The following is a 12,344-nucleotide window of genomic DNA, read 5'->3' on the forward strand; positions in this document are numbered from 1 at the left end:
CGGCTGGCCCGGCTCGGGGGGCCCCGCCCCCCTCTCGCCGGTCTTACCTATGGATTCGTCACGTGCGAGCGAGTCGCGCGGCTCGATGAGGGTGGCGCGGCGCTCGGAGGCGTTCCACGTGAAGATCGCGGCGAGCGCCAGCGGCAAGATCGCCATCGCGGGCTCGCCGGCGATGAACGCCTGGGTCCCGGCGGCGAGCACGGAAAGACTCCCGGTAGCGAGGGCACTCGACCCCGGCACCAGCAGACCGATACCGCCCCGCGACCTCGGCCGATCCGATGAAGGCCGGCATTCCGAGCGGGCTGGCCAGATTCTGGGCCACGTTGTCGGCCAAGGCGTCGGGCATCACGAGCTTCGGCCCGCCGGAGGCGATGACGAAGAACCCGCCCCCGGAGTGCCGCGAACATGGACGACCTACGGGGGCCGGTACACAGCGACGACGCAGCTAGGCGTCGAAGAGCAGGTAGAGCCCGGTGAAGGTGAATCCGACCATGAGCAGCACGAGCGCGAGCTGCCCGGTGAGCCGATGCGCGCGCGGCAGCAGCTGCAGACAACGATCGTGCGCGGCGGCCACACCGAGGATATGGCCCAACACCACCGCGAGCACCTCGAGCGTGCCCAGCACCGCCGGCTGCGCGGAGAGCACATAGGCGACCTCGCGATCGGCCAATCCGCCGAGGTTCCAGCCGTACCCGAACGGGTCCGCGAACAAGATCACCGTCGCCTGGCCCTTCTCCACCAGGAAGCTCAGATAGTGGGCGATCACGTACCCGGCGATGATCGGCGTCAGCGTATAGGCGAGTACACCGGGTAACCGGCGGCGGTCGGCGCGGGAGAGACCTCCGGTGGCTGCCGCGGCGAACCGGAAACTCACTCCGACCACGCCGATGAACGCCAGCAACCCCAGCGTGGACATCAGCGTGGGTGGCGGCCCGGCCTCGGATACCAGGCTCCGCCACCACGGGAACAGAGAGAAACTGTCGAATGCCGTGGAGCCCAGCAGGGTCGCGGCCACCGCCACCGAACCCGCGCCCACCGGTGTTCCCGCGAGATTCGCCAGCGGTGCGCGCAACACCAGTGCGCCCGCATCGCCTCGGCCGATCGGGCTCAACCGCCCGAGCAGGCTGCTGTACACCTCGAGCGGGTCGGCCCGCTCGGCCCAGACGGTGCCGAAGACGAGCAACCCGGCCACGGTGAGAACCAGGTATCCGGCGAGCCACAGGGTCACCGCGGTGACCGAACCGGGATTCGGCGCGGCGAGTTCCAGCCAGACGAAGCCGAACAACCCCAGTGCCGCCGGCCATCTTCCCCACGCGTCGGGGTACCGCAGCAGGCCGGTCCCGGGCCGGCGGCGCGCGACCGCGCAGTACCCGCGATACACCGCCCGCGCCGGGGAGAGCACCTTCCACACCGGCCCTACCACGAGCGAAGCGAGGGGCACCCCGACCCATACGAAGACGTACAGGACACCCGGGACCGGATTCCGGGCCGGATCGGCGGGCCCGAACGCGCCGATCGCCAGGACCGCGCCGAAGGCCGCCACGCTCACCGCCGCGATCCCCGCGCGCACGACCGGCGCGTCCACGATCGACCGCACCGCCTGGGGTATACCGATGCCGGGCGAATCCGGGTCCAGTCGCGGTTCCCGCCAGGCGAAGGCGATCACCGCGAACGAGAAGGTGAGCGCCCAGGCCGCGCCGATCAGCGCATAGGTCAGCGGAATCGGCAGGTCGGTGGCGCCGCCAAGGCCGTGGGCCAGCAGTGTCATTCGCGCACGAGCAGGGTGGCCACCGTACGACCGGCGTGGTGCAGTTCGATCTCCACCCGCCCCGGTATGTCGACGGTGAACCGGAAACGCTCGCCGGTCCCGGGTGTGATCGCGAAGGTGTGGTCCGGCTCGGCGTGCACGTGCAGCTCGTCGGCGGTGTCACTGTCGACGACGATTTCGATCGGCCGGCCCACCCGGACCTCGAGCCTGGCGTCGGCCGGGGTCACCGTGCCGCCGGCGATTCGAACCGGGAGGACCACGGCCGCGGCGCTCGGTGCCGCACTCGCGCTGCTCGCCGCGGGTTGTTCCGGTTCGCTGCTCGCGCAGCCGGCGGCGAGCAGGCCGGCGGCCAGCACCGGAACGCACAGGCGGGAGACGGACGGCATCAGTCCTCCTTGTCGGTATCGGGGTCGGCGGGCGGATCCTCGTCGTCTCCGCGCCGGCGGTCGCGGACGGCGATGACGATGACAACCGCGGCGATGAGGAACGCCGGGAGGAACGCGGGCACCGCGAGCAAGATCGAATGGTCGGCGAGCAGATCCACGCCGTCGTATCGATCGGTCATCGCGCGGGCGCCCGTTCCTTCTCCCCCGCGGGCGTGTCGCGCAGATACCGGTCGTTGATCCGGGCCGCGCCCCACGACAGCGCGGCGACCAGGACAAGGCTGCACCCCAGCACGACCAGCGAGGCCGCCGCGAACAGCCAGGCCGGATGATCGAACGACCGCTCCCGCTGCAGCACCGTGATCTCGGAGACGAAGGGTCGCGTGAACGAGTCGAGCGCCGGGATCTCCGCCGCGCCGATACCGGGGTCGGCGGCCATGAAGATCGGCAGCGCGGTCAGTGTCCGGCCGTCCTGGACCCGTAGCAGCGTTTTCCACGAACCGTGCACCGGTACGGGTTTCGTCGAGACGTAGTGTCCCGCGTCCTCGCGCCGGAGCTGGTCGACCACCAGGCCCCGGCCGGGGCTGTCACTACCCACACCGCCCTGCCAGGACAGGATCTCGACCCATTCCGGGTCGGTGCCGACAAGGTCCGCCGGGGTGATCCGGATATCCGCGTACACCATCCGGCCGCCCTGTCCGGGGGCGTCTCGCAGTTGCACCGCTGCCCGGGCTCCTTCGGGGACATCGATCATCAAGCCGTTGGTGGTGGCCGCGGCCACCACCGCGACCGCCACCGCCACCAGCGTCCGGCGCACCGCGGGCCGCGGCAGCGGTTCCGCGAGCAGCACGACGGCCAGCATGGCCCCGACGACACCGCCCGCGATCCCGGTGGGCACCGCCATGGCCAGCAGTTCCGGCCACATCCCCGCGGGCCACGGGTTCACGAACATCGCCCCGACCCAGAGTGATTCGAGCCAGAGCCCGAGGGTGGCCGCCAGGAGACCGCAGACCGCGCCCCAGACAATCCGGTGCCGGACCCACGGCAGCAGGGCCAGCAGTTCCACCACGACCGCCACGCCGAGATACAGCGGGAACACATTCCGCGGCGCATCGATGATCGGGCCGCCCACCAGGACGGCGACGACGGCCCGCACCACCGCGGCGAACCCGACCACGACCAGCGTGCCGCCCGGGCCGAGAGTCAGTCGCGCGGCCACCAGTGCGATCGTGGCCGCCGCGACGATCAGCATCGGCTGCAGCACCAGCCGGAACTGTTCCACACCGAAGTCGTATTCGACCTGGAACACCGACAATCCGATGAGCAGGCCACCGAAGGCGAAGGCGCGCAGCAGCCACATCCGGCGTGTCTCCGGCTCCTGTGGTTGCGGCCGGTTGTGCCTGCCCTCGAACTCGAGCAGCAGCACACCGATCAGCGAGAATCCGGCGCCGCCGATCAACATCAGGTGCGTGGGTCCCCACAGGGTCACGTCCTGACCGAAGATCCGGTGCCAGACGTCGTCGAGCGGGAAACCGATCAGGGCGTAGAGGCCGGCTCCGGCCAGCAGGATGCCCCCGACGGGCGCGTACCAGGTGCGGGTGATCCGCACCGCCGCGGGACCGGGTTTCTCGTCCCGCGGCAGCACGATGGCCGCCATCCCGGCCGCGAAGAGGAAGAACAGCCCGGCGAGGATGAAATAGTGCGCCGGATTGGCCAGCGGTCCCTCGTCCCGGCCGTTGCCGATGTGCAGGCTCACGTCCCAGATGAAACCCAGGAGCGCGGTCAGGATGGTCGCCAGGAACATCGCCAGTGGCAGCGCCACCCAGCCGGGCCGGTTGAACACCCGGCCCAGCCGATCGGCGAGCCGCTGCAACCAGGTGATCCGGCCGGTGCGGTGCAGGTACCCGACCCAGAGGAGTCCCAGTGCGATGACCCCGGCCGCCCCGGTCATGATCGCGACCTGATCCAGCGCCGCGCCACCGCCTTCGCCGGCGGGCGCCGCCGACCACCCGAACAACTCGTACGTACCGTCCGGCACCGAACCTCCACACCCTGATGGAATATGTGTGACGAAAAGTAGCATGAATTTTTGCCGGAGCGGGCGGGTTACCCGACATGTCCCGATCTCACTGCGACACGCCGATTCCGCTCGTGGCCGACCACAGCGGCCTGTGCCCCGCCGGGCCCGATGATCGACCACGGTCCGGTGGGTGCGAGCGTACGCCCGAAGTGTCCACGCCGACGGCGCCCGGAAGTACCGATCGGATCGCGGTCAGCAGAACCTGATGACCGAAGCGATACCGGCGATCAGCGAATACACGGCGAAGGGCAACAGGGTGCGCGTCTGGAAGTACCGCTCCAGAAACCGGACGGCGAACCAGGACGAAGCGCCTGAGACCAGCGCGCCCACCAGGATCGGCCCGTGGATACCCTCGGCCTCCGGTCCGAGGAGTTCGGGAAGCTCCACCAGGCCCGCACCCAGGATGGCCGGGGTGGCGAGCAGGAAGGCGAATTTGGCCGCGTGCACGTGTTCCAGCCCGCGCCACAGCCCACCGACCATGGTCAGGCCCGCCCTGCTGAAGCCGGTGAGAAGGGCGCCGAGCTGGGCGACACCGATACCGAGGGCGTCGCGCATATCGAGGGCGGCCAGCCGCCGGTCGGCCTGGCGGCGCGCGCTCTCCGTGCCGGCCGCCGGCCGGCGTCCCGATCCCTGCAACGCGAACCGCCGCCCGTACTCCGCGAGCGTGGGCTCGTTACGCCGCCGCAGCCCCTCCCCCAGCAGCAGGACGAGCCCGTTGAGGGTGAGGAAGAAGCCCGCGCAGACCGGTGCGGCGAACAATTCGTGCAGGGTGTGGACCAGCAGCGGGCCCAGGACAGCCACCGGAACGGAAGCGATCACGATCAGCCACGCCAGCCGCTGCGCCACCGTGGCCGCGCGCCTGGTCCGCAGTGTGGTGAGGAAACCGGCGAGGATGGCGTACCAGTCCCGCCGGTAGTGACAGAGCAACGCGACCGCGGTCGCCACGTGCAACGCCACCACGAAGGCCAGGTACGGCGTTTCCGCTTCGGATTCCTGCGCGCCGATCAACGTCCGCCAGTCGCCGCCGAGCCAAGCGGCGATCAGCACCGAGTGGCCGAGGCTCGACACCGGGAACAGTTCGGTGACGCCCTGCACCACACCGATCACCGTCGCTTGAACATAGGTGAGCATCGCGACGATTCTTACACGGTCCCGAGCGAATCCCGCGCGCGACCGAAACGTCCGAAATCGCCCGTTCGCAACATGTTTGGTGCCCGGTAGCCGCGGCCCGAGGAGTGCCCGGCGAGCCGGCGACCGCGGGGACACGGCGCTGCGCGGCACCGTCACCACCACCGCCGCGGGTAGGCTGCGGCGCATGGCCAGTCACGAATCGGGGAGTGCGCCCACCACACCGGCTCGTACGATCGCCCGCTACCTCTTGGCGGCGGCGCTGGTGTTCGCGGGCCTGAGCCATCTGTTCTGGGCCCGGCGGGAGTTCCAGGCCCAGGTGCCCGACTGGGTACCGCTGGACAAGGACGGCGTCGTGATGGCCTCGGGCGGTGTGGAGATCATGCTCGGCGCGGGATTGGCCGTCATGACCCGGGATCGGGTCCGGATGGGGCGGATCGCCGCGCTGTTCTTCGTCGCGGTATTCCCCGGCAATATCGCCCAGTGGCGGGACCACCGACCGGCCTTCCGGCTCGACACCGACGAGAAGCGCTTCGTGCGACTGCTGTTCCAGCCGGTCCTGATCCTGTGGGCGCTGTGGTCCACCGGTGTCCCCCGCGACGCCAGGAGCTGAGCGCCCGTGCCCGAGACCGATTCCGCAGGCGCCGTGCTGTTCGATATCGACGGAACGCTGGTCGATTCGAACTATCTGCACGTCCACGCCTGGACCCGGGCGTTCCGGGAAGTCGGCGCCGAGGTGGACGCCTGGCGGGTGCACCGGAGTATCGGTATGGACGGCTCACTGCTGGTGAGCACCCTGCTGCCCGATGCCGACGACGACACCCGGGACCAGGCGAAGGATCTACATCTGCGCTACTACCTGGATTCCGGGTCGCTCATGCGCCCGGTCGACGGGGCGCGCGAACTGCTCGAACGGGTCGCGGCGGCGGGGCTGACCGTGGTACTGGCGACCTCCGCGCCGGAGGACGAACTGTCGGTACTACGCGAGGTCCTGGGCCCATCGGAGGTGGTATCGGCACAGACCTCCAGCGAGGACGTCGGCACCGCCAAACCGCGCCCCGATATCGTGCGCACCGCGCTCGACCGGGCCGGCACCGGGGCCGGGTCGGCCCTCTTCGTCGGCGACACGGTATGGGACGCCGAAGCGGCCCGGCGAGCGGAACTGGACTTCATCGGCTTCCGGTCCGGCGGCATCAGCCGCGCGGAACTCCACGAGGCGGGCGCGGTCGCGGTCTACGACGACCCTGCCGACCTCCTCACTCGGTTCGAGGGCAGTCCGCTCGCCGAACTGGCCGGATCGACAGGAAGCCGGCCCGGCGGCGAGGCGTGAGCGGGCCCGCCGCGACGGTGTGGGCCGTCTAGGCTCGTGTGATGCGTGACCGAGCCCCCACCGTCGACCGGCTGCGGCCCTTCGCCGCCACGATCTTCGCCGAGATGACCGAACTCGCGGTCCGGCACGAGGCGATCAACCTGGGGCAGGGCTTTCCGGACAGCGACGGGCCCGCGGGCATGCTCGAGGCCGCCCGTGCCGCGATCGCCGAGGGACTCAACCAGTATCCGCCCGGCCGCGGTATGCCGGTGCTGCGGCGGGCTATCGCCGCCGACCGTGCCCGCCGCTACGGGACGCGGTACGACCCGGACACCGAGGTGCTGGTGACCGTCGGCGCCACCGAGGCGATCAGCGCCGCGGTCCTCGGCCTGGTCGAACCCGGCGCCGAAGTGGTGCTGATCGAGCCCTATTACGACTCCTACCCGGCGGCGGTGGCCCTGGCCGGAGCACACCGGCGCACCGCCCGGCTGGTCCCCGACGGGGACCGCTTCGTCCTCGATCACGACAGTCTGCGCGCCGCGATCACCCCGGCCACGCGGATGCTGATCCTGAACTCACCGCACAATCCCACCGGCACGGTCCTCGACCGCGCCGACCTGGCCGCCCTCGCCGAGATCGCCTGCGCACACGACCTGCTGGTATTGACCGACGAGGTGTACGAGCACCTGGTGTACGACGACGCCGAACATCTGAGCATCGCCGGGTTCCCCGGGATGGCCGACCGGACACTGGTGGTGTCGAGTGCCGCGAAGACCTTCAGCGTCACCGGCTGGAAGATCGGCTGGATCTGCGGAGCGGCTCCCCTGATCGACGCGGTCCTCGCCGCCAAACAATTCCTCACCTTCGTGGGCGGCGGGCCGTTCCAGCCCGCCGTGGCGCACGCGCTCACCCAGGAACTCGACTGGGTGGCCCGGCTGCGCGCCAGGCTCTCCGAGCAGCGGCTGCGCCTGTCCGCGGCGCTGACCGAGACGGGGTTCCGGGTGCATCCCAGTGCGGGGAGTTACTTCGTCTGCGCCGATATCCGCCCCACGGGTGAGGACGACGGGATCCGGTTCTGCCGGGAACTGCCCGCACGACTCGGGGTGGCCGCGGTGCCGGTCAGTGTGTTCACCGACGATCCGGCCGCGTGGCGCCATCTCGTCCGCTTCACCTTCTGTAAACGTCCCGAGACCTTGGACGAGGGCGTCCGGCGGCTACGAAAAGCGAGCGCCCGTTGATCGACGGCGGGCCGGAGGCCCCCGCGGTCAGCGCGGTGCCCGCAGCATCCGCCCCGCCGCGTCGACGGCGGGGCCGGAACTACCCGCGTCGGCGACGAACACCGCGAAGGCCAGATCGTCCTGGATTCCGATGAACCAGCCGTGCGCGCTGCTGTTGTCACCGTATTCCGCGGTGCCGGTCTTCCCGAGCAGACCCGGGATATCGGCCAACCGGGTGGCCGTACCCGCCGTGACGGTTTCCCGCATCATGGTTTTCAGATCGCCGGTGACCGTAGCGGGTAGCGGCTGCGGCGTCCGGTCGGGTACGCCCGGCGAACCGGTGACCAGTACCGGAGCCGGGGTGGTCCCGTGGGCCACGGACGCGGCGACCAACGCCATACCGAACGGTGAGGCCGTCACCTGCCCCTGCCCGATACTGGCCTCCACTCGCTCGGCCGGACTCTGCGCGACCGGCACGCCGCCGGTCACGGTGGTCAGCCCGGGCGTCACATAATCCACGCCCAGCCCGAGCCGCTCGGCGGCGCCCTTCAGCGCCTCCGGCGGCAGTGTGACGGCGAGCCCTGCCATGGTGGTGTTGCAGGAGTGCGCGAACGCGGTGTGCAGCGGGACCTGCCCCAGATCGAAACTGTCGTCGTTGGGTATGCGGCGACCCTCGATATCGGCGACCCCGGGACAGGGCAACACGGTGTCGGGGGTCGCTCGGCCCGCGTCCAGCACCGCGGCGGCGGTGACCGTCTTGAAGGTCGAGCCCGGCGGATACAGACCGGTGAGCGCTATCGCCCCTTCTCCGTCGGCGGCGGCGTTCTGCCCGACCGCCAGGACCTCGCCGGTCGAGGGCCGCATCGCGACGATCGCCGCGGGGGTGGCGACCGGGTCCAGTGCGGCTTCCGCGGCCCGTTGCAACCCGATATCGATGGTGGACCGGATATCGGTGCTGGACCCCGGGTCCGCGCCGGCGATCCGCACTGTGCCGTCCGCGGTCTGCGCGCGCACCGCCCAACCGGCGGCGTCGTCGGCCTGCTGTTGCCACAGTTCGCTCAGTCCGGACAGGGTCGGCGCGGATATCGCCTTGTCGGTGGTCAGCAGCCGCGTCTGCGGGGCGAGGGTCACCCCGCGGACAGCGGTCAGCGCGTCCCGGACCGGTGCGATATCGGCTTCGCGCAGACTGATCGCCGTCACCGGTCGGCCCTGCGCGGCGGCCAGTTCGGCATCCAGCGAGGCCGGGGTGATCCCGGCGGCGAGCGGGGCGAGCAGGGCGGCCGCGGCGGCGGTATCGGCGCCGGGCGCCAACTGGACGAGGGTCACCACCTGCTCGGTCATGAGCTCACCGCCCGCGGCGTCCAGGACACGGGCGGGCCGCGGGTACACCGGTGCGTAGCTCAGCGGTCCGGTCTCGAGCCCCGGCGCGACGGTGGCCGGGTTCCAGTGCACTTTCCAGCCGTCGTCGGTCTCGCCGGCGGTCCCGGTGGTCGTGTACTTCCATTCCTTGCCGCCTTCGGCCCCCAGTTTCTAGGTCACCTCGAGGGTGAAGGTGTCCTCGTGTACCCCGGCGACCGCGAAGGTCGCCTCCTTGCCCAATCCGTCGTAGAGGGAGCCGAGCGCTTCCCCCGCTCGTGCCGGATCATCGGTGAGTGCCGCGGCCGCACCGATATCGTCGCTGTTCAGCGCCTCGGTGAAGCGTTCGGCGACGGTGTCCGGTTCGGGCGGTGCGGAGGAGCAACCGGCCAGCGCCAGACCCAGGGCGGCCGTGAGGACGACGAGTTTCCGATCGGTGCGCACCGTTTCGACTGTATCGACCGGGAACGCGGCAGGCGCGGATGGTCCGTGCTCCGGTGTTGCGGACCGCGTCGCCGGGCACGACCGGGACCGCCCAGACAAACCGGTTGCCCGGTGCCCGCCGGTGTCGGGATGACGGCGAGGTGGATACCACCCACCCGCCCGCACTGGCTCCGGGAATCGTTCCGCCGCAGCGGTTCGACCTCGGTGACCTCGTGGTGCGGCGCTGGGAAACCGGTGATCCGGCAGCCCAGTGCGAAGCGGTCAATGCCTCGTTCGATCATCTCTGTCCCTGGATGCCCTGGCTGCCCGCGCCGCGCACCACGGAGGAACAGCGCGCCTTCAACGATGTTGCCTGCATCGGATGGCCGCACGCGACCGGCGGCTGATCCGCGGCCGTCCCGGCTACCGCGGCAGCGTGCGGGCGAACAGCTCGCGCAGTTCGCGATAGTGCCGTTCCGCGCCCGCCTCCTGGTAGGCCGCCGTATCGGCCATGGTGTAGCCGTGTGCCGCGTCCGGGTACACCGCGGTGCGGTAGTCGAGCCCGGCGTCTCGCAGCGCGGCGTCGAACACCGCGATCTGTTCCGGAGTGTTCGACCCGTCCTTGTCGGCATGTCCGGCCAGCACCGCTGCCCGGATGCCGGGGACCTCGAGATGCGGGCTGTCCGGCTCGTCGACGACGATGCCACCGGTGTGGAACAGGCCGATCGCGGCGACCTCGGCGGGCCGGTGCGCGGCCAGCCGCAGCGCGGCCCGTCCGCCGAAGCAGTAGCCCGTCACTCCCACCGCCGACCCGGTCACGCCGGCGAGGCCGTGCAGCGCGGACAGCCAGGCGTCGCCGTCCGCCCGCAGTATCTCCGGCGTCAACCCGGCCACGCGATCCATGACACCGGTGGCCATGAAGGCCTTTCGGCTCTCCGGATCGCTCAGGTCACCCTTCGGCGCCAGCTCCGCGGCCCGCCCGTCGCGCCAGAACACGTTCGGCGCCAGCACCACATAACCCCACGAGGCGATCCGGTCCGCTATCCGCTCGATCTGGGGACGCAGACCGATCGCGTCCTGATAGAGCAGAACACCCGGGCCGGCCGCTCCGGCCACGTACGCTTCGGCGGATCCACCGGGCATCTCGATCTCGACTGTCGCCACGGTCGTTACCCTACCTAATAGTTTCCCGGCGAGTAGAGCGGCGCACGCGGCGGCGCCGGCAGGTCAGCCCTGCAGGTCTCGCGCCGCGTCGAGCAGCAGCTCGACCGCGTGATCGACCACCTGGTCCAGGATTTCGGCGGGTTCGCCCTCGAACAGCCGGAACGTCGCGGTGACCCGCCCCTCGACCGCGACGGCGAACCACACCGACCCCGGCTCCTGTCCGTCCTGCGGGTCGGGCCCGCCGGCACCCGTCACTCCCACGGACAATGTGGCGTCGAACAGCGTCCGCACCCCCTCGGCCATCGCCCGGGCCGCTGCCTCGCAGACCACCGGCCCGTCCGGTACCCCGAGTACGCGGTGCTTCACCTCCCGGCTGTAGGCCACCACCGCACCGCGGAACCACTCCCCCGAATTACTCGCCGCACCCAGCGCCGCCGCGACCTGGCCGGAGGTCAGCGATTCCGCCACCGCCACCTGGATACCCGCACGGTCGGCGAGGGCCGCCAACTCCTCGGCGCGGTCATGGGCTCGCCCCAATACAGCCGGCACCAGCACTCCCTCGGATTCGGGCCCCGTCGACATCAGCACCCCACTTCCGTATACCGGACCTCATCGGAGACACCGCCGATCGCCTCCGCGATGCGATGCCGCGCGGCCCGGGATCCGATCATCTCGTTCTGCCACACGCGGGTCAGTGTAGACACGCGGACGCGCCGGCCATGTGGACGACGGACCTGCCGCGCGGTCTCCCGCCCCGATCTCCCGGCTCCGCGCGCACCGGCCGCCACCGCGCCCGTCGTCCCGGCCCGGAAGTCGCCGAAGTCCCCGGTGGTTCTTGCGCACCGCCTCATGGATCCGACGGTGACCACGGAATATCGTCGGCCACCGGCCGCATCGGATACCGCGACGGCCCGCCGGCAGCAAGGACGCGCCGCAACTTGGCGAGGAACCGGGGGAAGTGCGGATCGAACCCGGCCGGCTCCGCACCGGCCACCTCGTCCATGCCCCACCACCGGCCGGCGTGGAACTCGCCCGGGTCGAGGGTGAACTCGGTGCTCCGATCGGCGACGAGAACGTACCAGAGGCTGACATCTTCGTGGCCGCCGTCGATTCCGACGGTGGTGGTGATGGTGAGGAACAGCGGGTCGTGGTGGAGACCGGGAGCGGCGGTCACACCGAGTTCCTCCGCGGCTTCCCGGCGGGCGGTCAGGGCCGGATGTTCGCCGGGTTCGACATGGCCGCCCGGCGGGAGCCAGCGGCCGGCCTTGATGTGGTGCACCAGGAACACCGCGTCCCCGGTCGGATCGACCACCACGACATAGGACACCAGATGCCGCCCGAACGTGGCCGGTCTCGCACGGCGGAATATGTCGTCGGTGCGGGCCACCCAGTTCGCGGCCTCGGCCAGCTGGGCGCGTTCCAGCTCGTCGATCGGGGTGATCGCGGTGACGATCTCGTGTACCGCGCGGACAGCGGACCTCATCGGCTCAGCCTGACAGCGGGGACCGACAGAAAC

General features: G+C 70.8%; 12 protein-coding genes and 2 pseudogenes. 4 read left to right on the plus strand and 10 right to left on the minus strand.

All coding sequences use genetic code 11. The features are described from left to right. From ABZV91_RS05465 to ABZV91_RS05490, 6 genes and pseudogenes are all read right to left on the minus strand, one after another. Positions 1–201 (minus strand): annotated as a pseudogene (locus tag ABZV91_RS05465) (hypothetical protein); the annotation flags it as partial. Positions 202–445: 244 nt separating this feature from the next. Next, the gene (locus tag ABZV91_RS05470) at positions 446–1,768 is read right to left on the minus strand and encodes a hypothetical protein (protein WP_355235818.1); all 1,323 of its coding nucleotides are present in this window, start codon (positions 1,766–1,768) and stop codon (positions 446–448) included. Continuing rightward, positions 1,765–2,154, minus strand: coding sequence for a hypothetical protein (locus ABZV91_RS05475; protein WP_355235821.1), 390 nt, complete (start codon positions 2,152–2,154; stop codon positions 1,765–1,767). Before ABZV91_RS05475 ends, ABZV91_RS05470 begins: the two co-directional genes overlap by 4 nt. Beyond that, positions 2,154–2,333, minus strand: a complete 180-nt coding sequence (locus tag ABZV91_RS05480; RefSeq protein WP_355235823.1) for a hypothetical protein — start codon at positions 2,331–2,333, stop codon at positions 2,154–2,156. Before ABZV91_RS05480 ends, ABZV91_RS05475 begins: the two co-directional genes overlap by 1 nt. After that, entirely contained in the window at positions 2,330–4,102 is a 1,773-nt protein-coding gene (locus ABZV91_RS05485; RefSeq protein ID WP_355236194.1) for a hypothetical protein, read from the minus strand. The genes ABZV91_RS05480 and ABZV91_RS05485 overlap by 4 nt, the downstream gene beginning before the upstream one ends. Positions 4,103–4,423: 321 nt before the next feature. Beyond that, positions 4,424–5,362 (minus strand): undecaprenyl-diphosphate phosphatase, encoded by a 939-nt coding sequence (locus tag ABZV91_RS05490; RefSeq protein WP_355235826.1) that lies wholly within the window; start codon positions 5,360–5,362, stop codon positions 4,424–4,426. A 184-nt stretch (positions 5,363–5,546) separates the two neighbouring features. On the opposite strand from ABZV91_RS05490, the gene ABZV91_RS05495 reads away from it, so the two are divergent. From ABZV91_RS05495 to ABZV91_RS05505, 3 genes are read left to right on the plus strand one after another with little or no spacing between them, the layout of a single operon-like run. Continuing rightward, complete coding sequence (locus ABZV91_RS05495) at positions 5,547–5,972, plus strand: hypothetical protein (protein ID WP_355235829.1); 426 nt, start codon at positions 5,547–5,549, stop codon at positions 5,970–5,972. Between the two features lie 6 nt (positions 5,973–5,978). Further along, positions 5,979–6,689 (plus strand): HAD family hydrolase, encoded by a 711-nt coding sequence (locus tag ABZV91_RS05500; protein WP_355235832.1) that lies wholly within the window; start codon positions 5,979–5,981, stop codon positions 6,687–6,689. A 41-nt stretch (positions 6,690–6,730) separates the two neighbouring features. After that, the gene (locus ABZV91_RS05505; RefSeq protein WP_355235835.1) at positions 6,731–7,906 is read left to right on the plus strand and encodes a pyridoxal phosphate-dependent aminotransferase; all 1,176 of its coding nucleotides are present in this window, start codon (positions 6,731–6,733) and stop codon (positions 7,904–7,906) included. Positions 7,907–7,933: 27 nt separating this feature from the next. Here the strand turns inward: ABZV91_RS05505 and ABZV91_RS05510 are convergent. Beyond that, positions 7,934–9,640 (minus strand): annotated as a pseudogene (locus tag ABZV91_RS05510) (penicillin-binding transpeptidase domain-containing protein). A 185-nt stretch (positions 9,641–9,825) separates the two neighbouring features. Here ABZV91_RS05510 and ABZV91_RS05515 point away from each other — a divergent pair. Further along, the gene (locus ABZV91_RS05515) at positions 9,826–10,071 is read left to right on the plus strand and encodes a hypothetical protein (RefSeq protein WP_355235838.1); all 246 of its coding nucleotides are present in this window, start codon (positions 9,826–9,828) and stop codon (positions 10,069–10,071) included. 16 nt (positions 10,072–10,087) lie between these two features. On the opposite strand, the gene ABZV91_RS05520 is transcribed toward ABZV91_RS05515, so the two are convergent. The 3 genes from ABZV91_RS05520 to ABZV91_RS05530 form a co-directional block, all read right to left on the minus strand. Continuing rightward, complete coding sequence (locus ABZV91_RS05520) at positions 10,088–10,828, minus strand: dienelactone hydrolase family protein (protein WP_355235841.1); 741 nt, start codon at positions 10,826–10,828, stop codon at positions 10,088–10,090. A gap of 63 nt (positions 10,829–10,891) precedes the next feature. Next, entirely contained in the window at positions 10,892–11,377 is a 486-nt protein-coding gene (locus ABZV91_RS05525) for a CinA family protein (protein ID WP_355235843.1), read from the minus strand. A gap of 298 nt (positions 11,378–11,675) precedes the next feature. Then, positions 11,676–12,311, minus strand: a complete 636-nt coding sequence (locus ABZV91_RS05530) for an NUDIX domain-containing protein (RefSeq protein WP_355235846.1) — start codon at positions 12,309–12,311, stop codon at positions 11,676–11,678. Positions 12,312–12,344 lie beyond the last annotated feature (33 nt).

The sequence above is a fragment of the Nocardia sp. NPDC004568 genome (genome assembly GCF_040609955.1).
Taxonomy (GTDB): Bacteria; Actinomycetota; Actinomycetes; order Mycobacteriales; family Mycobacteriaceae; genus Nocardia.